Raw genomic sequence first — 20,913 nt, 5'->3', positions numbered from 1 at the left:
GGAAACACCGTGACAACCACCCTCACCCGCACGCTGAAGCTGCCCTCGCTGGTCCTGTTCGGGCTGGCGTACCTGACCCCCATCATCGTCCTGGGGATCTTCGGCATCATCGCCGAAACCACCGGCGGCGCCGCGCCCGCCGCGTACCTCGTGGCGCTCGTGGCCATGCTGTTCACCGCGCACAGCTACGGCCGGATGGCCATCGCCTACCCCGTGGCCGGCTCCGCCTACACCTACGTCCGCCGCTCCATCGATCCCCGCGTGGGCTTCCTGGTGGGCTGGGCCGTGCTGCTCGACTACCTCTTCCTGCCCATGGTCATCTGGCTCATCGGCGGCTCCTACCTGACCGCCCAGTTCCCCGGCGTCCCCATCGGCGTCTGGATCGTGGGCTTCATCGTCATCACCACGCTGCTGAACATCCTGGGCATCAAGGTGGCGGACAAGGCCAACTACGTGCTGATGGCGTTCCAGCTGCTGGTCCTCGTGTTCTTCGTGGCGCTGGCCATCGGCAGCGTGGTGTCCGCCAACGGCGCCGGGGGACTTGCCAGCGGCCAGCCGTTCTTCAACGACACCGCCAGCTTCACCACCATCTCCGCCGGCGCCGCCATCGCCGCGTACTCGTTCCTGGGCTTCGACGCCGTCACCACCCTCACCGAGGAAACCATCAACCCGCGTCGCACCGTGCCGCGCGCCATCATGCTGGTGGCCCTGATCGGCGGCGGTATCTTCGTGGCCGTGTCCTACGTGACCCAGCTGGTCCACCCCGGCGGCGTGTTCGAGGACTCGGCCTCCGCGGCCAGCTCCATCGCCCTGCAGATCGGCGGGCAGCTGTTCGGCGCCGTGTTCCTGGCCGGCCTGGTGGTGGCGCAGTTCGCCTCCGGCCTCGCCGCGCAGGCCAGCGCCTCCCGCCTGCTGTACGCGATGGGCCGCGACTCCGTCCTGCCCAAGGCCGTCTTCGGCAGGCTCAACGAGAAGTTCCACACCCCGGTGGCAAACCTGGTGGTCACGGGCATCGTGGGCCTGATCGCGATCTTCCTGGACGTGGCCACGTCGACGTCGTTCATCAACTTTGGTGCCTTCACCGCCTTCACGCTGGTGAACGCCTCGGTGGTGTTCCACTACGTGCGCCAGCGCCGGGCCGGGCTGCAGCTGAACCCGGTGTCCTACGTGGTGGTCCCGGTGATCGGCGCGATCATCTGCGCCTACCTGCTCTCCCAGCTGGACAGCAACGCCATTACGCTGGGGGTGTCCTGGCTGGTGCTGGGCGTGCTGGTCCTGGCCCTGATCACCCGCGGGTTCAAGGCCTCGCCGCCGGAGATGACGGCCACCGAGAAGGCGACGGTCGAGGCGGCCGCCTGAGTTTTGGTCAGTTGGGCTCCGGCTGTTGGGCCGTGGGAAGGAACTGTTGTGAAGATAGCGCTGGGGCAGTTGGCGTCGGGCGCCGACATCCAGGCGAACCTCGCCGCGATCGACCGGCTCGCCGCCGAGGCGGCGGCCGACGGCGCTGCGCTGGTCGCCTTCCCGGAGTACGCCACGTACGAGAAGAAGAAGGTAGACGCGACGTTCCCGGCGGTGGCGGAGCCGCTGGACGGGCCGGTCTGCCGTGAGCTTGCAGCCACCGCCCGCCGCCACGGCATCGCGCTGGTGGCGGGCATGGTAGAGACCTCGGACGAGCCGGGCAGGGCGTACAACACGCTGGTGGCGTTCGGGTCCGACGGCGGCAGGCTAGCTTTTTACCGGAAGATCCACCTTTTCGACGCGCAGGGGTTGGGGGAGTCCGAGTTCATCAAGCCGGGCGGGTCTCTTGAGCCTGTGGTATTCGAGCACGGGGGAGTGCGGTTCGGGCTGATGACCTGCTACGACCTGCGGTTCCCGGAACTCGCCAGGTCACTGGCCGACGCCGGCGCACAGGTTTTGCTGGTGTGCTCGTCTTGGGTGCCGGGCGAGCACAAGACGGAACAGTGGCTGGCACTGAACGCGGCGCGGGCGATCGAGAACAGCGTGTATGTGGCGGGGGTGTGCCAGGCGCCGCCGGTGTCGGTGGGGCGGAGCGTGCTGGTGGATCCGATGGGGGTTGTCGAAGCTGACCTCGGGCTGGCTGCTGGGGTGCGGGCCGTGGAGGTTTCGCTGGAGACGGTAGAGCGGGTGCGGGAGTCGTTCCCGATGTTCCGGCAGCGGCGGTTGTAGAGGCGTCGGTACTGAGATCGGCTAAAACACGGCTAAGGCAAGGCAATTCCATGTAGGCGAACTGGCCGCGACCGGCCAATGCGGAAGTGCGGCAAATTGCGTGGACTTGGAGAACATTATCAGGCCGCGCAGGTCTGTGGGCTCCCGGAAGTTCTTCCCCAACCGGTCGGGAGTCCGGCATCGCCTTGGGGCACTTGCTTGCCAAGCAGGCGCTGCAGTGGGCGAGGGCTTTGCTCCAGATGGTTGGCCACAATGTCATGGCTCTCCGCGGACGTCTTCCATGGGCGTTCTGCGCCACACGTCCGCGTTCGCTGCGACAGCAGCGCTCGCGTAGTCGGTCCGGCTTCTCGTGAGGTCCATGTCCCCAACCAATGCTGCGAGAATTGCTGTATATGCTGCCCTTACGGCCTCGAGCTCGACGGCCGTAACAGAGTCATCAATCTTCCGGTCGAAATACCGATCCCACTCAGGCATCCATTGTCCCGGGAAATGTTCTCTTCGATGATAGAAACCCGTTCGCAGTTTGGCGTCATCCCCCCAACGGTTAAAGGTTTGGAAGCAAAGTTCTGTGAACGTATCGTACGCCTCGATCACTTTGCTGTTGAAGAGCGGCGCTGCCGAATACAGGGTTCGGTCGAGTTGGCGCTTTAGTGACACCACGTCAACTGGGCTCAGCTGCTTCCAGTTACCTACAAAGGTGAAGTAGCAAAAAAGATCGTTAAGCGAGGGCGCTAACTCCTGATAATAACCAAGACGAACCTTGATGAGTTCCTGATTTCGCCATTGTTGGTTCTCTAGACGTTTAAGATTACGACTTACTATCCAGCCGATTATTACAACGACGATAGGGGTTGCCACGGCACCAAAAGCGTTCAAGATCTGGAGAAACATTGAAGTAGAGTCCTGCATATCAGTAAGCTCCAAATCGCTGATAAACCTAGTCATCTAATGAAGCGGCTAGGCCGGTTCAACAGACTGCGACGAGATCTCTTCCCGTCGAGGGCACCGCGCCAGCCGCGCTGGATGCTTCAACGTTGGCACACACAAGGCTGCAACCGTTGTGAAGCAGCAATTGGCCTCCGTCTTAGGCGGCGACTGCGGGGAATACGACAATCGATCCGTCCTTGCTTCGTTCGATTTCGATTGCAACGTCAGCTTCTTTGTGGCCCCCGTTCAAACCGGTCCCAAAATCACGCAAGCGGTAAGCAGCCTTCAGCAGGTTGTCCACCTCGCCCTGAGTAACCATGATGTTTAGAAAACCGCCTCCACGCTTTAGTTCTAGCCCGGACAACCGGGAAAGAACGGAGTTGATGCCCGATTCCAATTCATTCACACGGCGCTCGTCCTCCCGAAGTGCGCCGATGAAGCTCCTGAAAGGGTTCTCCGCGTCTTGTTGAGCGTGTTCGACGGCCTGGAGAACCAGCACCCGGCGTTTAAGCGCAATAGCAAGCCGTGCAATTTCGAGATGGGCTCGAAACGCTCCGCCCTCTGCATTGATGCCGGGAAATGACTTTGTCAGCTGATCCAGCTCAACCGGCTGTCCGTCAGGCAGCGCGGCAAGCGCCTCCTGCCATTTGCTAAGTCTCCGCTCTGTTGCGTGCATGGCCACGCTAATTGCGTAGGAAGAGGAATCCAGGCCCAAGGAAGCGCCTACCCTACCCCTGTCGAGAAGGACCGAGGTTGCTTTATCGATGGCGTCACGGCAAGCGCCGAGCTCACTGCGTTCCTGCTCGAGCTTGTCGTCGTGGAGCTGTTCTAGTAGGTCGGTAATCCGCTCAATCGCTTGCTGTCGCTGATGTTCAGCGTGGGCGCTTACGCCCACTGCAACTGCCATTAGTACGAGGGGCGCAGCAACGGTCAGCGCTCCCGCGCTAACGACCGCGACACCAGCGGTTGCCGCGGATCCCGTGGCTGCCCCCGCGACCGCTGCCTGGCCGGCGACCGGAACAAAAGTGGCCTGTGCTGCAATGCCGCTCGACGTGCGAAGAGCGCTGTGGATGCCTCCCGCCACCGCCTTCGAAGTCATGGGCTGCACGAGTCCGCTTCCTACCTGAGCGGCAACCTTTGCCGGCACTACCATCCTGTAAAGAACCTCACCGCTGGCTTCGATGTTCAGCTTTGAGGGGGCAGTTTTTGCTGTCTGGGAGACGAGCTGGGCTAGCTGTTGCGCGAGGGGACTGGCCGATCCCAGTGGAATAGCACCCTTTCGATCACGTGGCGTGGTTATGGGATGTGCCTCAAGTGTGGCCACGGGTGCATCAGCAAGTGCTGCGAGGACGGTCCGTAGTTCCGCGAGTCGAGGCGGAGTCATCTCTCCCTCGCCCAGGACGTTCGTCACGCTGACCCGCTCCGTAGAGAGCGCCCACACTGGCACGAGGTCCTGATTATCACCGGTCACGCTTTGTCCCCTCAGAGAATGAATGTCTTTACTAGCGATGGTAGCTACTGCAACACGGAGATCAGGATGCATATCCCGTACCGATGGCCGTGTCCTGTTGTTGATTCGAAGCCACCCTGGCCGTTTTTGTGACGTCCAGGACAGGAATGCGCTTGGGCGCCGTCACTAGCCACCGTTCAGCACCGGCTGCCAAGCCTGGGCGCGGGACAGCGCGAGCTTTAGTTCACGCCCGCCGACCTGCTCCAGCAGCCCGGACTCACCGACGACCACCAGCAGGCTCCGCGCCCGGGACAACCCGACATACAGCTGTTCCCGGGCACGGCCCATGTCCTTGAACCCGTTGACGCATAGGACAACCACGGACCGCTCCAGGCCCTTGAACCCCAGCACATGGCCGTAGAACTCACCTTCATTGGCATGGAAGTCCCGCCAGTACTCCTCCGTGGCGCCGCGTTCGAAGTAGTCCAAATGAATGGGGTGGCGGTCTTTGGTGGTGAGGAGTGCGATTTGGTTGTTCGCCCAGCCTTCTTCAATCAGCGCCTCGACACAGTCTGCGGCGACGTCAAGCGAATCCTCGGTCGGGCAGTCCACGAAACGAACGGGCAGGCCGGTGCTGCCCCTCGGTGTGAAATATTCGCCCGCAAACGGTTTGAAGATCTCGGCGATCTTCCGGGTGTTGCGGAGATTGTCGTCAATGTGGATGGGTACCAGGGTGGCCATCGCGCCTTGGGCGAGATCTGCCGTCGCTCCTCCCCAGCGCTGGTAGACGTCCTGCCGGTCATCCATAAAGGCGTAAACGCCCGCGCCGATGTCGGTGGTGCAGGCGAGAAGCGCGTCCCACCAGAGGGGCGCGAAGTCCTGCGCTTCGTCGACGACGACAGCGTCCAGCCGCTCGTTCGGCGCCATTCCGGACGCCAACTCCTTCAGGAGGCGAGGCATCTCGACGTCGAAATACTCCTGCCCTGAACCATCTGGAACGCCGAGCCCGCGCACGTATTCATGGAACTCACCCGTGAACACCGGCTTGGCCTGGCGCCACGCGGCCACGCGGTCCTGGAGGTATTGCCCCAAGCCTTTGTTGTAGCAGAAGAGGCCTACGCGTTTTCCCTGCTTGCTCAGCAGCTTGGCCTTCTCGACGGCAAGCCAGGTCTTCCCGCTGCCCGCACCACCAGTGAAGCGGATACGGGGGAGCGATCGGGTGGCCTGTAGCAGCACGGACTGGCGTTCGGTGAGGTGGTCCTGCGCTGCCTCATCCTCCTGCGAGGTGGTCGAAGGTACGACGGCGGCGTCCAGGTTGCCGCCCAGCTTGCGGCCGATGCGTTCCAGGAAAGCCGGGGCAAGTGCCGCGGCACCGCCGCCCTCGTTTTCGATGGCCTGGCGGACGAGCTCGGCAGGGGACTTGCTGTCGGTTTGGTCGAGGATGAGCGGCCTGGGACAGCCGGCCATGGTCCAGTTCCGCGGCACATCCGTATAGGGAAGGCTGACCATGTACGCGCAGCGGCTGCTTACACGCGTACCGAGCTGGTCCGCAAGCCAGTTTTTGAGCGCGTGCAGCGAGCTCTGGGACTGCGCCACGGGGCTTTGAATCTTTCGCCTTTGGCTTCGGTCCGACTGGTACCACTGCCCATCCGTGATGCTGACCTGGCCGCCCTTGACCTCGATCGCGGCTATGCCGACGTTCGGCCAGAGGACGAGCAGGTCAATCTCGTACTCCGTGCGGCCATCGCGGACGTGGACCGAGTGGGCTAGGACGCAGTCGTCGGGGAGGGTGTTCTGTAAAGCGGTCCACACGGCCTTCTCGGCGTGGTGTCCATCACCGAAGTCGGGTTCCTCTGGAATGCACCTCATTGTCGCCCCTATACCTGTCAATGAGCCCGGCGAATACTGAAGAAAGTTTCCCAAGTCCGAACAGCAGGTTAGTTGAGAGAAACTCAACTTTAATCAAGATTGGCGCAGTTTTGACAAAGGAATCAATTTCTGTGCGTTTTATCCTATCGGGTTTCATATGCTCAGTTTGCAACGTTGTCAGGTTTAGCAGAGGGCTCGACGACTCCTGGGATGCGTGTTTGCCGAATCAATGGGGATAAGAATGTCGAACTACGAGGCTCTTTTGGGTCTTACACCAGCCGCGGTGCCCACCTCTGACCTTGCTACGTCTGTGCAACGCGTGGGGTATGACGAATGGAATGATGCCCTGGCGGAGGCGTTCTTCAACGAAGACAGAGCCGGCAAGCTTGTCTACCTGGATAAGGACGATGACGCCTTTTTAGACGCTTGCCGTGCTGTGGGCGTCCGGGCTGAGGAAGCAGATCAATCTTTAGCCAACGCTGTCAGAGGATATCTTTGCTGGAAAGACTCTGGCCGGGCATGCTTTGCCAACTTCGAACTCCTGACGAAGTCGTGGGTGGCCAAGAGAAGAAAGGCACTCAGAGAATCAGCTGCAGTACCGCCTCCTCCTCACATCGCGCTGTTGGTTTTGCTGTCGTCGGCAGCTGAGCGCATGGGCGGCGCAAGTGTTAATTCGGGGGCTTCTGAGTCGAGCTACTACGCGAGCCTAGAAGGGTTTTTGGCCGTACCTCCACAGGAATCTAGCCGATTTCGCGTTTCGTTCACCAAATCAAGCGAAGCATTCTGGGAATCTCTTTCTTTGTGGCTGGAGGACCATGACGGTCAGCTAGGTCTGCCCAGCGCCTACGCCCTGATGCATCGCTACGTTGGACTCCCAATCTCTCAGGCGCTGGTTCGTGAGCGGGAGCGCCGCAATCTCAAAAAGATGTTTGAGGAACAAGGATTTACGGCGGGAACAACGGTTTCCCACGTCGATATGCACGGCGCTATGGACGTCTGGGTTGCATCGTCGCGAACTTCAGCGAACGCAGCACTCCGCAAAATGTGGTCTTCACCAGAGCTGCAGAGCCGAATAGTTGAAATCGCGCTTGCGGAGCTCGCCACTTGGGAAGGCTCCGAAAGAAACACCAGCGTCCAAAACGGCACCGGAAAGAGGAACCTTCGTGCGCTCCTGACATTGCGAGACAGCAGGGCAGGGCTACGTACAGAAATGCGCTTCGGAGTCACGGTGGGATCTTCCGCGTCTCAGGGAGATATTTGCCGTATAGAGGGCATTGATGGGGCTCTGCGGGAGTTCGCACTAGATCTCATAGGAGTGGATTCCGCCGGCTTCGACTTGCGAGTGGTTGGCGTGGATGTGCGCTCAGCCCTGTGCGGCGATTTGCAGATCCAAGTAGTTAGTGGCGCCAAATGGCAGCGAGTTCCCAAGAATGTCATTATTTTGACCCGGGATGCCTTTTCGGCGGCTTACGTAGAATCAGACCGGATTAATGCAGCTGTCCTTTCACGCATTCTGGTCAAGGACGAGCCGCAGCTGGTAGCCGCCGTCTCCAAAATTCTGGCCTATTCAGCCCAGCCGGGTTACGTGGCAGTTCCAGGCGGCGCCGAAGGTGTACCCGTCGGTTGGACCGTATACAAAGACGTCATGCTCTTGCGCACGCCGGAGTCCTCCCTTGCGATGGGAGCCGATCTATCCGCGTTTCAACCGAGGCTGTCTACTCAGATGACGGTCTCGGGTGGCCTTAAACTGCCAGGACGAGTACCGCGTTGGAGCGCTTTGAGTCCAATCCAGGTGATAATCGCTTCTGAAACTGACGAGCCGGTTGACCTAGTAATGCTGACCCGTAACGCAGAGTCTCTTCAGACTGAAGAGACGGTAATCAGGTCGGGACTCGCTGTGCCCGCCGTGGTTGACATGGACGTGATCCCGCCGGGAGTGGACGACTTCACCCTTGCTCTTCGACGGGGTAAAACCACCCTGCAGACAGTAGCGGTGAAGCTCAGAAGCTCGTTGGCACCGAGTCCCGACAGCTCACAACGCTTCAGGTCCCTATGCCATGATTTGCAAGACGAGCTGTGGGTAATCCGAAGCGTCCCTAGTGCAGAAGCCGCCGCCCCGGGTATTGACGGGATCGCTGTCTCGGCACCCGAAGTTGGCTATATGCGCCGCACGGTGTCCAAGCGACCTGACTGGAACAGGGAAGGGAAAATCACTCCGAAATCGTCGACTCTGATCGTACGCGGACCGGCGGCAGATTCCTGCGTCGTAACGGGGCGCCATCGCTGGAGTCTGCCGCTTTTCGACGGGAAGTGGCCGAAATCAAGATGGATGTATGGCGTCTGCACGCAGTGCGGAATGAGTAAGCGCTACCCGACGCGGGCAATGAAGAGCAAGAATGGAACCGGGGCAGCGCCTCGCCAAAAAACAGCTCTCCCGGCACTCCGGGCGGCCTCTGTTCCCTGGACACCTCTAATCGACTCCCTGTTCTATCTTGGTGCAGGTTCGCGTCACGAATTTTCGGTTCTCGCGCGCCAGCTCGAAGACTCCGCCATATTCGAGAATCAGCTCCTCCTCGACCTTGAGGCGTTGGGGATCCTCGAGGTTGAAAGAAATGCGGACCTCGAAGCGATCCGTTGGGAAGCAGCAGCAACCTGCATGGGCGAGTTGTCGAATGGGACGTGGTTGCTTACCGGTTATTGGCCCAAAGACCTGGAAAACAAGGCGATGAAAGCCTTTCAAGGTTTAGGGGCTTCGGTGACCATCAAAGCGCCCCACCGCCAGGCCCAGCGCACAGTAGCCGATCTTTCGGTCCAGGACTTGGCCGAAGTTGCCGATGAATTCGGGTTCGACTTCGTGCCACACGCCTCACATTCACTTGCGCTGGTCTTGCCTGCGCTCTCATCCGTAGCCGCTGGGTTAGAGCGGCGGGAGATGCCATTCGCGAATAGCTATGAGTATTTCGATACTCGCTCTGCCGCTTGGATGGAGCTTGAGGCTGCACAATTCCCGGGCCTTTACCGCGTTTCTCGCAGCTTTAGCTCGCGCTACTACTATCGCAATGCAGAGGACATTGCCAACGGGGCGGCAGCCCTTGTGACCGTGCAGCTCGGCAAACACCTTGCCGCTCTGGAAGCCAAACGTCCCCTAATCTCCTATGACGCAGCGGCAGGGACCCTATCGGTCCCGGTCGGAGCCGAACTTCCCGGCATCTATGGCAGAGCGGCTGTAATGGGCGACGGCGATTTACCGGGGATCGTGCCTTCCGACCGTTCCCTGAACTATTTCAACGTACCCGCGGCCGCTGCGGAAGCCATGATTGGAAAGCTGACATCATGAACCACTACCCGAATCCCATCAGCGTCAGCAATGACCTCAAAGAAGCCTTTTCAAGGTACTTTTCCACGAATTATCGCCTCCGGTCCACCGGTCTTGCTGCAGACCGGGACGAGCTTCTAGCTGCGCCCGGCCAGGTATTTCAGGAGCCCTTGGTAGAACCTGTCATTCCCTATCCGACGACTGACTACCTCGTCGACATAGCCACGGCCGCGGGATATTCAGAATCGGTTGGACGTACCGTTGGAGACGCGTTTTTTAGACAGTATGTGAGGCCTGGGGAACGGCTAGGAGTTCGGCGACATCAAGCGACAAGCATCCTGACGAACAGAGGAGCAGGGGAGGCGGGCAAAAGAAACGTTGTCGTTACCTCGGGCACTGGCTCTGGCAAGACCGAGGCGATCCTCTTGCCTATCTTGCTGCGGCTAGTGGAGGAATCAGAGGGCTGGAGCAGGCCTGGGCCTGTCAACAGATGGTGGACTGGGGACACTTTCAGCCCGATGCGGAAGAACGAGAAGCGCAAGGCTGCAGTTCGGGCGATGATCCTGTACCCCACTAACGCTTTAGTTGAGGATCAGCTCACGCGTCTGCGCCTTGCTTTTCGGAGGATTTCAGAGATGCGCCCAGAAGCACGCCTCTGGTTTGGGAGGTACACGGGCGCCACACCCGGAACTAACAAACTCCCAGCCCCCTCCCTGAAGTCGGGTGCTGTTTCTCGGGTAATCCAAGAACTACGTGAGATGGCCGAGGAGTACGAGAGCCTCGTGTCCGCTGGAACCGTGGAGGAGGCCGATTTGTCCCTCTTCACTGACCCGACGATTCATGAGATGGTCACCCGCTGGGATATGGTTCAGGACCCACCTGACGTCATGGTTTCTAACTTCGCCATGATCAACGCGATCTTGATGCGGGACTTTGAAGCACCGCTTTTCCGGCAGACACGTGAATGGCTTGCTCAATCGCCGGATCACGTTTTCACGTTGGCAGTGGATGAACTCCACTCCTACAGAGGCTCCGCCGGAAGTGAAGTTGCACTTCTCTTACGCAGACTCATGAGTCGGCTAGGCCTGGAGCCGGACAGTCCGCAGCTACGCATCATCGCCGCCAGCGCGTCACTGACTCAAGACGATGAAGGCTTGAACTTCCTGGAGGAGTTCTTCGGATCGTCGAAGAACAGCTTTCTTGTCACTGCAGGGCAGCCCAGTGCAATTACGAGTTCTCTGCCAATTAGCCGGGACCAGGTGCTCAGCGAACACGCGGCGGGCACCTTGGTAAAGCGATCTGCCGAACTCTCCGAGGCAATTGCGGTGGCATGCTTTGAGGAGGAGGAAGGCAGGTATCGGGCTCAGTTCCTCAAAACTATTTCGCAAAGGTTGTTCGGCAGCGCGGATCCTGAAGGGGAAGCACTTCAGGCAGTATTCCAAGCTGTGGCACTCGGGCAACAGGTTGGTGTCCCTCTGCGCGGGCACATCTTTGCGCGGGTCCTGTCAGGGTTGTGGGCATGCAGCAACGCTCATTGTTGCGGGGTGACGGCTAAGCGACGAGACAAACATCGCAACGTCGGGAAACTCTTCGGACAACCCGCGTCGGTCTGTGATGACTGTGGCAGCCGAGTCCTAGAGCTCATCTTGTGTGGCGAGTGCGGCGATACGAGCCTGGGCGGTTACGTTTTGCCCTTCAGCGACGGAACAGAGAGCCTGAGTGCGACACCAGCGGGGATCTTGTCAGACGCGCCGGGATTGGTAACACGCCGAAATCGCGGCATGTACAGATGGTTTTGGCCGTCTCACGGAGACCAGCCTCCCGTCGGCGCCGGCAGTAAGTGGTCAAGCCACTCATTTGATGTTGCCTGGGTTCGAGCACGACTTGAAACTAGCGGCCGCATTGAAGTGGGGCCTCCAGACGGGGCAAATGGATGGGTGCTTCAGATCAGCGGCAAGGGCGACGCCGACGCAACGCCCGCCATCCCAGGTAGGTGCCCCCAATGCGGCCAACAGGGACGGCAAACTGCTGAATTTATCCAAGGCCAAGTCGCATCGCCGCTGCAGGGCCACGCAACATCTCCCGCACAAACTACCTCCATATACTTGCGTCAGCTCCCTCGGAGCCTTGGTGAGCGCCCGGAGGACTACCGAACCATAGTGTTCACGGACAATCGAGATTCTGCGGCCCGGACGGCCGCTTCCCTGGCGACCCGCCAGTACAGCGATATTTTGGTCCAAATGCTCCGAAGAGGTCTCTCAGACGCAGCGGACACAGATGTCGTGGATATCCTTCGACGCTTCACCTCCGACCCGTCGACTCTGAAGCCGGCTGAACTCGCCCAAGCACAACACATACTTCAGACGAATCCCGAAGCGCTCACAGCGACCGTGCGTGCAACTGCGGGTGTGGCCACCCCGGCGGACTATCAGATACTGTCGGATCTGAATTCAGCTGGGTCCGAATCCATCGCATGGAACGACCTCCGAGTTCGCATCGAAACACAGATGATCGACTTAGGAATCAGCCCGGGGGGCCCCTCGCCCTTTGCCCAGAAGTTCAACCAGGAGCCCTGGTACACCTTTTATGCCCCGCCGAAACCGGGCCTTTGGATAAAGGCTGATGCCGCTTCCTCGGCTGTTGCACAAGAGAAGCTAGGCAATCTGCTGGACAAGGAGTTGGCGCGACAAGTGTTCGACGCCGGCCGACGCGATGTTGAATCAACCGGACTTGCCTGGATCCGTGCTGAGGTTTCGGGTACTGGTTCCGGCCTCGACGATGATCTTGCCAGCGAGGTCGCTGCAAGCTGCGTGCGGTTGTTGGGCCTGGATTTAAACTACGAGGGTTCATTCGCCGCAAGGGCGGACGGGATCAAAACGCCTACCGCTGTCCGGGACTACTTGAAACGAGTTTCAGCCCTTCACAATGTCGACAGTGAAACCCTGGAGGCATGGGTATACGGGGCCCTGAGGAGCCAGGGGCTGACTCATGACGGCTGGATCCTGAAGATACACGGAGCAACCAATCACATACGTTTTGCCCCTCCCAACGCTCACGTCTGGATTTGCGACCGCTGTGGCTTTGTCCACCTTCACGGCTCGGCGGGTGTCTGCGCCAATAAGGGTTGCCAGTCTTCGGCACTGTCACGACGCGATGGAGCAGCAGATAGCGGCGGAGATTACTACAGGTGGCTTGCCAGCCAGGAGCTAAGACGAATAGCAGTCGCGGAGCTGACCGCCCAGACCAAGCCAGCCTCTGAACAACGTAAGCGTCAGCGCTGGTTTAAAGGCATCCAGTTACCAGCGCCGAAAGAAAACTCCCGAACCTGCCAGCTGGATGTCCTAAGCGTCACGACGACGATGGAGGTCGGGGTCGACATTGGTGCGCTCAACGCTACTCTCATGGCCAACATGCCTCCCCAGCGGTTCAACTACCAGCAGCGAGTTGGACGCGCCGGCCGCGCGGGGCAAGCGTTCTCATTTGCCATCACGTCGTGCCGTGACTCGGCCCACGATGAGTACTACTACAACAATGCTTACAGAATGACGGGTGATCTTCCGCCGCAGCCATTCCTGGACCTGGGGCGTACACGAATCGTACAGCGCGTCGCGGCGTCCGAGCTGCTCAAGCGTGCCTTCTCATCCGTTGGGGGAGGTCCAGAATGGACTCCGAACAGCCTTCATGGATCCTTCGGAAAAGTCGACTCGTGGCTTGACTATCGGCCAGGCGTCGCTGAATGGCTGACTACGCATCCGAGCGTGGGCGAGATCGTTCGCCAGCTGAGCCGTTACACCAAGCTCACTGAGGCGCAAGTCTTGGAGCTCGAGCGTTGGGCGCGTAGTGAACTTGTCCTAGAAGTGGATCGAATAATTGCACTTCCGGAACGAAGCGACGAGGAACTTAGCCTGGTCCTGGCGCTGGGCGGTCTTCTTCCGCTCTTCGGTTTTCCGACGAGAGTGCGCAATCTGTATGACGGTGAAGTGATGGGCCGGGTGCTGGACGACAACGTTGTTGCTGACCGACCCCTAGCCATGGCTGTTACAAACTACGCGCCGGGCGCCGAAGTTGTCCGGGACGGGTTGGTTCATACAGCAGCCGGTTTCGCACATTACGAGAAGGCGGGCAAAGCATGGGTACCCGTCGACCCGCTTGGAGCTGCCCACGAGGTTGTTTCCTGTACGGAGTGCGCAACAACGTTCATTGACCGAAAGGTGAATGACGTGTGTGAGAACTGCGGTTCTGGAGTCGTTCGGTTCTCCATGTTTGAGCCGCGGGGGTTCAGAACGACGTACAAGCCTCGCCCCTATCGTATCGACAGCTCGCGGGCACAATCCAAAAGTCTTCCTACATTCGTTTCCGCGCAAAGGGAGACGGCGCTAGAAGAAGTCCTAGGTGTCGATGTCCGCTTGTATGAGCAGGGAAAGTTACTGCAGTACAACGACAACCGGGGACGTCTATTCGATCTTAAGCGGCAGGGCGATGGTTCTGTGGTGGCGGTAGACAAGTTGATTTACACGCGTGGTTGGAAGGACATGCCTACGTCGGGCATCGACATCGGAAAGAGCGCCATCGGGGAGATCCGCACGACGGATGCTGTCACTGTCGCATTGACCCGGCTGAAGACGCCCAGCGGCGGCATTCCCACCTCTGGAGGAGTGCTGCCAGCAGGAATGTCTGCCCTCTGGTCGCTTGCTGAGGTGATGCGTGCTGGAGTTAAGGCCCAGTTGGATATCGATCCACAGGAGATGCAGGCGGGCCTTCAGCACCTGACTACTTCGGGGGAGCCGACCGCGAGAGTGTTTTTGGCCGACAGCCTGGATAACGGAGCCGGATACGCCGTGGAGATAGCCAAAGAGGAAAATTTCAAGGACTTGCTGCGCTCCACTCGTGAGACATTGCGTCTCATGTACGAAGACGACAGTCATGCCGGATGTTCCACGTCCTGCCCCGATTGCCTTAGGTCGTGGGACAATCAACGGCTCCACGGCGTACTTGACTGGCGGTTGGCGCTCGACATGCTTGATTTATGTGCGGGGGATGAACTGAGACTGGCTAGATGGTTCGACCGCAGGCAAGAGGTTCAGTCGGCGGCACAGTCCATCGACCCCGCATGCGATGTCGTGCCGGTGGGATCTCTGAATGTTCCGATCGTACTCATCCCCGATGAGAAAGTCGGTGTTCTTGTGGGACATCCGCTCTGGTTCCGCGGCGCCGCCGATGTCAAAGATCCACGAAGGGAAACCGCCATAGCCGAGGCAAAAATGGAGCTACCCGGCTATCGACTCTCTATAAGTGATCATTTTGAGTTCGACAGGCGTGCACTCCCAGTTCTCGTTTCCGCAATAGAACGCGAGGCTGCCGCCCTCTGAAACGGCTGGCCGAGGATTGCGCGGGTCAGCTCGCTCAACAAGTTCGTTGGCTAAGCTGATCCGCGCCATTCCGTGCTCCGACGGTGATCGCTAGTAGCCTGGCGCAGTGACTAGTTTCTTTGGGGGATTGGCAGCGGAGCGGCTGCCCGAGGGCATGTACGAACTGCTCAACACGGATGTGCTCGGTGACCATCTGAAGCAAGAGCAAGGACTCCAGCCAGTCTTCGCAGACGTAGAGGACGAAGACTCCCCGGAAGTACTCGCCCGCCACGTCGCCGACGCCGTCCGGCGAGCCCTCGCCTCAGCCAAACCCACAGATCGCGTCGCGCTCGCGAACAGGCTCCTTCAGGAACTGGACACTCGAGACCGCATCGCACCGGGGCCAACCCAGCTCCAGTCGCTCCATCGCCCGGATAAGCTCAAACGTCGCAACCTGCGCCGCCCCAACACCAAACTGAGCGATTCCGCTTTGCTGACTAACAGCAAGGACGACCCCAATCTCGCCGCCGAACTTCGAGCCGAGATGGAGTCCGCTGACACAGTTGATCTCCTATGCGCCTTTGTCCGCTGGACCGGCCTCAGGCTCCTGGAGCCTGCCCTTGCGCAACTCAAGGAGCGCGGCGCCAAGCTCCGGGTCATCACCACCACATATATGGGTGCCACCGAACGCCGCGCCATTGACGAGCTCGTCAACCGGTACGGGGCCGAGGTAAAGATCAGCTATGAAACGCAGGCAACTCGGTTGCATGCCAAGGCCTGGCTGTTCCGCCGTAACACCGGCTTCGACACCGCCTACGTCGGCAGCTCCAACCTGAGTCAGGCTGCGCTCCTCGACGGGCTTGAATGGAACGTCCGCCTCAGCTCCGTTGCAACGCCAGCCCTCCTGCAGAAATTTGAGGTCACCTTCGACAGCTACTGGGAGCAGCGTGCCTTCCAAAGCTACGATCCGGAACGCGACGGCGAAAAGCTGGACGCTGCCCTCGAACGCAACGGCGGCCACCGAACCGCTGCCCCGGATGCTGCCACCGGCCTTGAGGTTCAGCCGTTCCTCCATCAGGAGGAGATGCTGGAGGATCTGGAAGCCGAGCGGTTCAAGGGCTTCAACCACAACCTCCTGGTCGCTGCCACCGGCACAGGAAAAACCGTCATCGCAGCGCTGGACTACAAGCGGCTCAGCGAAATTGCCGACAAAGACTTAAAGCTGCTCTTCGTCGCCCACCGGCAGGAGATCCTGAAACAGGCGATGCGCACCTACCGCGACGTCATGCAGGACGGCGCCTTCGGCGAACTCTATGTGGGGGAGAACAAGCCGCAAGAGTGGAAGCACATCTTCGCGTCCGTCCAGTCGCTGTCCTCCCTCGGCATCGAGCAGCTGGAGCCGGATTTCTTCGACGTCGTTGTCATCGACGAGTTCCACCACGCCATGGCACCCACGTACCGCCGCCTGCTGGACTACCTGAAACCGCAGCAGCTCCTCGGACTCACGGCGACCCCGGAACGGGGCGACGGCGTTGACGTCGCCAAGCAGTTCTTCGAAGGCCGCACCGCCAGTGAACTGCGCCTCTGGGATGCACTGGACGCCGACCTGCTGGTGCCGTTCCACTACTTCGGCGTCTCAGACGACGTCGACCTGAGCCAGTTGGAATGGAAACGCGGCAACTACGACACCGCCCAGCTGAGTGCACTCTACACCGGGAATGATGCCCGCGCCGCCAAGGTGATCCGCGAACTCAAGGACAAGGTCACCAGCACCGACCAGATGCGGGCAATCGGCTTCTGCGTCTCCGTCCAGCACGCCCGCTACATGGCCGAGGTGTTCAATAGGACCGGTATTGCCTCCGTCGCCGTCGACGGCACCACTGACAATGCTGCCCGCGAGGAAGCCCTCCGGCGCCTGGGGCAGCGGGAGATCAACTGCATCTTCGCCGTCGACCTTTTCAATGAAGGGCTGGACCTGCCGCAGGTGGACACCATCCTGCTGCTCCGGCCCACGCAGAGCGCCACGGTCTTCCTTCAGCAGCTGGGCCGCGGGCTGCGGCGCGCCGAGGGCAAGGCCGTGCTGACCGTCCTGGACTTCATCGGCCAGCAGCGCCGCGAGTTCCGCTTCGATCTGCGGTACCGCGCGCTGACCGGGTACGGCCGCAAGGAGCTGGAGAAGGCTGTCGAGGATGAGTTCCCGTACCTGCCGTCCGGCTCGCAGATCGTGCTGGACCGGGTGACGCAGAAGGTGGTGCTGGACAACATCAAGGCACAGCTGCGGTTCAACCGGGCGCAGCTGCTCCGCGACATCGCCTCGTACGCCGAGACCGAGCTGGAGGCCTATCTGGAGCGGTCGGGGAATGACGTGAAGACGATCTACCGTTCCACCAGGGACTCGTGGACCGGCTACCTCCGGCAGGCTGGGCTGATCGAGGGGCTTTCACCCCTGGAGACCGTGCTGCGCGGGAAGCTCGAGGAGCTGTCGGACGCGGAGGAAAAGAAGCTGCTGGGCCGTATGGCCGCGCTGATTCACGTGGACGATCCGGAACGTGCGGCCGCCTATTCCATGCTGGTCGCTCCCGACGCGCCCCGTTACGCGGAGCTCGGCATGCGTGAGCAGGCTTTCGCGCGCATGCTCTTTTACACGCTATGGGATGACGGCGGCGGGTTTGCAACGTACGACGGCGGCCTGGACCATCTGCGCGGCTACCAGTTTGTGTGCCGCGAGATCCGCCAGGTGGTGAAGCTGGGAGTGACGGCGTCGAAACATGCAGCGAAGAGTCTTGGCGCTGGGATGCAGCACATCCCGCTGCTGTCGCATGCCACGTACCGGCGCGAGGAGGTGCTGGCGGCGCTGCAGTACGGCTCGCTGGAACACGGCAAGAACGTGCAGCACCGGGAAGGCGTCGCATGGTGTCCGGCGACGGCTACCGACGCCTTCTTTGTCACCCTGAACAAGGACGACAAAAAGCACTCGGCCACCACAATGTACAAGGACTACGCCATCAGTCCTGAGCTGTTCCACTGGGAGTCTCAGAACGCTACCTCGCCGAGCAGCCCGACCGGGCGCCGCTACCTTGACCGGGTTTCGCATGGTTCTCGGGTTCTGATCTTCACGAGGGACACCGCGGACGACGAGACCGGTTTGACTGTTCCGTACACCTGCCTCGGCCAAGTGGACTACGTGCAGCACTCTGGCGAGAAGCCTATTGCGATCACGTGGAAGCTTCACCGGGCGATGCCCGCAGATGTGTATGCGACCGCGGCAGCGATCGCGCAGTGATGGGTTTTCATGGTCACTGCTACATGACGAGAATAGAAAGAAACCAACGGAACCCGGGGGATGTATGAGCCTCAGTGACTGGGCCGATGTCGGGACGATTATCACCGCTGTGGCAGTCATATTTGCAGTCCTTCAAGTGATAAGTGCCCGAACGCAGCGGCACAGAGAATTTGAGAACATGTACGTCCAGCGGTATTGGCGAATTCTAGACGCTATGACAGACCGGATGTATTTGAATCGTGAAAATTTTGATCCCACGCGCGAAGAGGCCCGTCTTGCAATGGCATATCTTCGTTTGTCCGAAGATGAAATTGACTTACGGAAGCAGGGTTACATAACAGATAGGACTTGGCTAATTTGGTCGAATGGAATGCTAGCCCAGCTTGAGGCTCCAATCTACGCGGAGGCATTGGTTGAACACGCCAATCTTCTTCCTTCGTTGAGTAAGTTTGTGCAGAGTAAAGGAGAGGATCCCCTAACCTGGGGTACCTTTTACAGATGGTGGTCCGGCCTTTACTAGCTAACCCGCGCATTCTTATACTAGATTGTTCTTCTTGCACGCGGCTACGTGTACGTACTAAATAGTCAAATGGAGAAAAATGCGATATGACAACGCAACCTCGCTTGTACCGTGCCACGGTCCTGTCCCTGATAGGCGCGACTCAAGGCCCCGATGCTGTAGATGGGCCACCACCGGAAGGCGACGGTCATGCGGCGCACGGGACTGTACTTCTTTCGTGATAATTCGGCACCTAGGTACGGAAGCGGCTTGTGTACCGCATGGCAGTCAGAGTAGGCGCGGCATATCAGGGAGACGAGCCTTGGGGAAGCTTAAGTATCGGTTCCGACTTTGCCCTTGGGACCAGCAATAATGCCTGCAGCCACAGGGCGCTAATATCTTGACATGACAGTCTACTTTTCTGCAAGAGCAGCGCAAGAATACCTGGGCCACACGACAACTATGGCGGAGTCCCGTTCCGATTCTCCTTCTTTAGAAATTGACATCATTCCCGGCGTAAAGGGAAAAATGCCTCTACTGGGACTTGGCCGCCCCCGTACTTGCCGGGAGGAGCTACTTAAAGCCGCAGCTAAGTCCGGCAGAAGGTGGGCCAGGCCTGAAAGCTCAATAGCCCAAGACCTGGTAGATATTGAACTTACAGAAGTCTCATTCGGTGCCGTACGTACTCTCGGAGTCGGTGGATCAACCAAGTCCATCTGGACATTTCTTATGAGGGGACATAAAGCTCCGCACGGCGTTGGCCCTTCAGTCGTCGTCACCGGGGTAGGGTCTGTCGACAACTACTGGCGTTGGGCTGGGGACGAGAAGCCCGTGGCAGGAACTTGGTTCCCTTCTTCTCCCGAAGGACGGGCCGAGCTGTACCGAAGTCTAGGCATTTTGACTGAAGAAGAGCGCGACCGCGAATTTCTGATGCTTGATACGACTCTGGAGGAAGAGATGCGCTCCGGACGACAAATCGATCTCTTTAATGACTTGGTCGACACTCTCAACCACAACCATAGGACGGGCGCCGCGGTCATCGACAGTCCGAGCAACGTTATAAAGCGAGGGCGCTTGGTCGGCATCGTCGAGGACGTTCGCCATGCAGACATAGGGGCGATTGATCTGTTGGTGCGGCCAATCTTGCTTACTCATTAGCTCGACTTCGGCATCGAAAGTCGTACATGCCATGCGCTCACCGATGATGGCCTATGAATCCGGCCATCGCACTGCAGCAGCGAGTGGGACGCTCTCGTCGATACAAGACGCTCAGGTAGTACCTTTGGTCCCGACTCATCGCTCAGACTCGTCCGGGCCCAGTTGTTGCTGGGAAATCAGCTCCGCCGGTTTCCTAGCTCCCAACCGATGATGTCCAAGGCCCGTAGAGGTGTAATCTTCGGTCCGGGAGCCATAGCTGCGATTTCTTCCCAAAAGGCGAGTTGAGTCACCAGATCTCGTTGAAGAGCTTTAAGCCACTCATACCGGTACCCGGCATAACTGCGACCGTTCTCGTAGGGGACGGGCGCACCCTCACATTGGCTATAGCAGTAGCCAATGTTGTCGTCGAAGAGGGGAAGTAAATTCGGACGCTTCCGGTGCAGGACCTTGGAGAGTGTTGTCAGCCGCACGTACTTCGTCGGATTGTCTTCGAGCACCCCGAAGAGTCGGACTATAGCCTTCAGCGTTTCGTCGTCTGCCGATGCCAGTTCCCCGGAAATGGCGGGATCGTCTAGGCGCTTATTGATTGAGTCCATCAGTCCTTCGAGCCCGTAGTAGACAGGAATGGGATTGTTAGCAACGTTGAGCAGGGTGACCGCGAGAAGGTCCTGCCGCCCAACTGAGTCGCCTGGCGAGCCAGGGTATCCGTCATATGCTGGGTAGGCCGATGTGCGACGCCGTTCCCTCAGGTAGCGCCTCGCCCATTCCGTTGCTTCGTTCAGTCCAACCGTCGCCCCGCCAACTCTTAATGTCGTCATGGCTAGAGCCTACGTATGGGCGGGGGTAGGCAGTTGAGCTCGTCCTGTGTCCTTCAAG

At 59.7% G+C, this 20,913-nt stretch carries 10 protein-coding genes and 1 pseudogene; 7 read left to right on the top strand and 4 right to left on the bottom strand.

Annotated elements, in window-relative coordinates:
- Window positions 1-9 precede the first annotated feature (9 nt).
- Window positions 10-1,359 (top strand): APC family permease, encoded by a 1,350-nt coding sequence (locus tag AC6JAM_RS03520; protein ID WP_497934070.1) that lies wholly within the window; start codon window positions 10-12, stop codon window positions 1,357-1,359.
- A gap of 48 nt (window positions 1,360-1,407) precedes the next feature.
- Complete coding sequence (locus AC6JAM_RS03515) at window positions 1,408-2,187, top strand: carbon-nitrogen hydrolase family protein (protein ID WP_497934069.1); 780 nt, start codon at window positions 1,408-1,410, stop codon at window positions 2,185-2,187.
- 255 nt (window positions 2,188-2,442) lie between these two features.
- Here the strand turns inward: AC6JAM_RS03515 and AC6JAM_RS03510 are convergent, their stop codons facing one another.
- The 3 genes from AC6JAM_RS03510 to AC6JAM_RS03500 form a co-directional block, all read right to left on the bottom strand.
- Window positions 2,443-3,078, bottom strand: a complete 636-nt coding sequence (locus AC6JAM_RS03510) for a hypothetical protein (protein WP_497934068.1) — start codon at window positions 3,076-3,078, stop codon at window positions 2,443-2,445.
- Window positions 3,079-3,271: 193 nt separating this feature from the next.
- Complete coding sequence (locus AC6JAM_RS03505; protein WP_497934067.1) at window positions 3,272-4,438, bottom strand: hypothetical protein; 1,167 nt, start codon at window positions 4,436-4,438, stop codon at window positions 3,272-3,274.
- A 312-nt stretch (window positions 4,439-4,750) separates the two neighbouring features.
- On the bottom strand, window positions 4,751-6,433 hold the full coding sequence (locus AC6JAM_RS03500) for an NERD domain-containing protein (protein WP_497934066.1): 1,683 nt from the start codon (window positions 6,431-6,433) through the stop codon (window positions 4,751-4,753).
- A gap of 241 nt (window positions 6,434-6,674) precedes the next feature.
- On the opposite strand from AC6JAM_RS03500, the gene AC6JAM_RS03495 reads away from it, so the two are divergent.
- The 5 genes and pseudogenes from AC6JAM_RS03495 (at window position 6,675) to AC6JAM_RS03475 (ending at window position 20,037) form a co-directional block, all read left to right on the top strand.
- The gene (locus AC6JAM_RS03495; RefSeq protein ID WP_497934065.1) at window positions 6,675-9,770 is read left to right on the top strand and encodes a hypothetical protein; all 3,096 of its coding nucleotides are present in this window, start codon (window positions 6,675-6,677) and stop codon (window positions 9,768-9,770) included.
- A pseudogene (locus AC6JAM_RS03490) lies at window positions 9,767-10,363 on the top strand (DEAD/DEAH box helicase); the annotation flags it as partial. The gene AC6JAM_RS03495 and the pseudogene AC6JAM_RS03490, both read left to right, overlap by 4 nt.
- A gap of 144 nt (window positions 10,364-10,507) precedes the next feature.
- Window positions 10,508-15,118: a DUF1998 domain-containing protein gene (locus tag AC6JAM_RS03485; protein ID WP_497935887.1), complete on the top strand. Its 4,611-nt coding sequence runs from the start codon at window positions 10,508-10,510 to the stop codon at window positions 15,116-15,118.
- Between the two features lie 154 nt (window positions 15,119-15,272).
- Window positions 15,273-18,380, top strand: a complete 3,108-nt coding sequence (locus AC6JAM_RS03480) for a DEAD/DEAH box helicase (RefSeq protein WP_497935885.1) — start codon at window positions 15,273-15,275, stop codon at window positions 18,378-18,380.
- 904 nt (window positions 18,381-19,284) lie between these two features.
- Window positions 19,285-20,037: a hypothetical protein gene (locus AC6JAM_RS03475; RefSeq protein WP_497934064.1), complete on the top strand. Its 753-nt coding sequence runs from the start codon at window positions 19,285-19,287 to the stop codon at window positions 20,035-20,037.
- Window positions 20,038-20,213: 176 nt separating this feature from the next.
- On the opposite strand, the gene AC6JAM_RS03470 is transcribed toward AC6JAM_RS03475, so the two are convergent.
- Window positions 20,214-20,855, bottom strand: coding sequence for a DUF6308 family protein (locus AC6JAM_RS03470; protein ID WP_497934063.1), 642 nt, complete (start codon window positions 20,853-20,855; stop codon window positions 20,214-20,216).
- Window positions 20,856-20,913 lie beyond the last annotated feature (58 nt).

The sequence above is a fragment of the Arthrobacter sp. GmRoot5-12 genome (assembly GCF_059739365.1).
Note: the sequence above shows the minus strand (reverse complement) of the source record. Positions and strands in the feature narration are given on the sequence as shown.

Bases quoted from the DNA above. Each gene is read 5' to 3' on its own strand.
- AC6JAM_RS03470 (WP_497934063.1), bottom strand. From the start codon at position 20,855: ATGACGACATTAAGAGTTGGCGGGGCGACGGTTGGACTGAACGAAGCA.
- AC6JAM_RS03500 (WP_497934066.1), bottom strand. From the start codon at position 6,433: ATGAGGTGCATTCCAGAGGAACCCGACTTCGGTGATGGACACCACGCC.
- AC6JAM_RS03485 (WP_497935887.1), top strand. From the start codon at position 10,508: ATGGCCGAGGAGTACGAGAGCCTCGTGTCCGCTGGAACCGTGGAGGAG.
- AC6JAM_RS03475 (WP_497934064.1), top strand. From the start codon at position 19,285: ATGACAGTCTACTTTTCTGCAAGAGCAGCGCAAGAATACCTGGGCCAC.
- AC6JAM_RS03480 (WP_497935885.1), top strand. From the start codon at position 15,273: ATGTACGAACTGCTCAACACGGATGTGCTCGGTGACCATCTGAAGCAA.
- AC6JAM_RS03510 (WP_497934068.1), bottom strand. From the start codon at position 3,078: ATGTTTCTCCAGATCTTGAACGCTTTTGGTGCCGTGGCAACCCCTATC.
- AC6JAM_RS03495 (WP_497934065.1), top strand. From the start codon at position 6,675: ATGTCGAACTACGAGGCTCTTTTGGGTCTTACACCAGCCGCGGTGCCC.